At 70.1% G+C, this 561-nt stretch carries 1 protein-coding gene; it reads left to right on the forward strand.

What is annotated here, in order from left to right:
* Nucleotides 1-561 (forward strand): condensation domain-containing protein (locus ACLEQD_RS45015; RefSeq protein ID WP_410392009.1); only part of this gene is annotated, 561 nt, incomplete at both ends.

The following is a 561-nucleotide window of genomic DNA, read 5'->3' on the forward strand; positions in this document are numbered from 1 at the left end:
ACATCGACCTGCCGCTGCGAGCCCTCTTCGAGTCCCCCACGGTCGCGGAGCTGGCTCGCAAGGTGGACGTGGCTCACCGCTCGGGCCAGCACACGACGATGCCGGTGCTCGTGAAGCAGCTGCGCTCGGCGGAGGAGCCGCTGTCCTTCGCGCAGCAGCGCCTGTGGTTCCTGGATCAGCTCCAGCCGGGAAGCGCCTTCTACAACCTGCCCGCGGCCGTCCGGCTCACGGGGCCGTTGGATGAAAGCGCCCTGCGCCGCACCTTCGATGAACTGGTGCGCCGTCACGAAGCCCTGCGGACCACGTTCCAGGTTCGCGACGGGCAGCCTGCACAAGTCATCACGCCGGCCGCGGGAGCGGTGCTGGAGGTGGTGGACCTCGAAGCGCTGCCCCAGGCAGAGCGCGAGGCGGAAGCCCAGCGGCGAGCCCAGCGCGAAGCCCAGCGTCCGTTCGACCTGGGCCAGGGCCCGCTCTTCCGCGCAAAGCTGCTGCGGCTGAGCGCCACCGAGCACGTGCTGGTGCTGGTGATGCACCACATCGTGTCGGACGGCTGGTCGATGC

It is taken from the genome of Corallococcus sp. 4LFB (genome assembly GCF_046520365.1).
Lineage (GTDB): Bacteria > Myxococcota > Myxococcia > Myxococcales > Myxococcaceae > Corallococcus > Corallococcus caeni.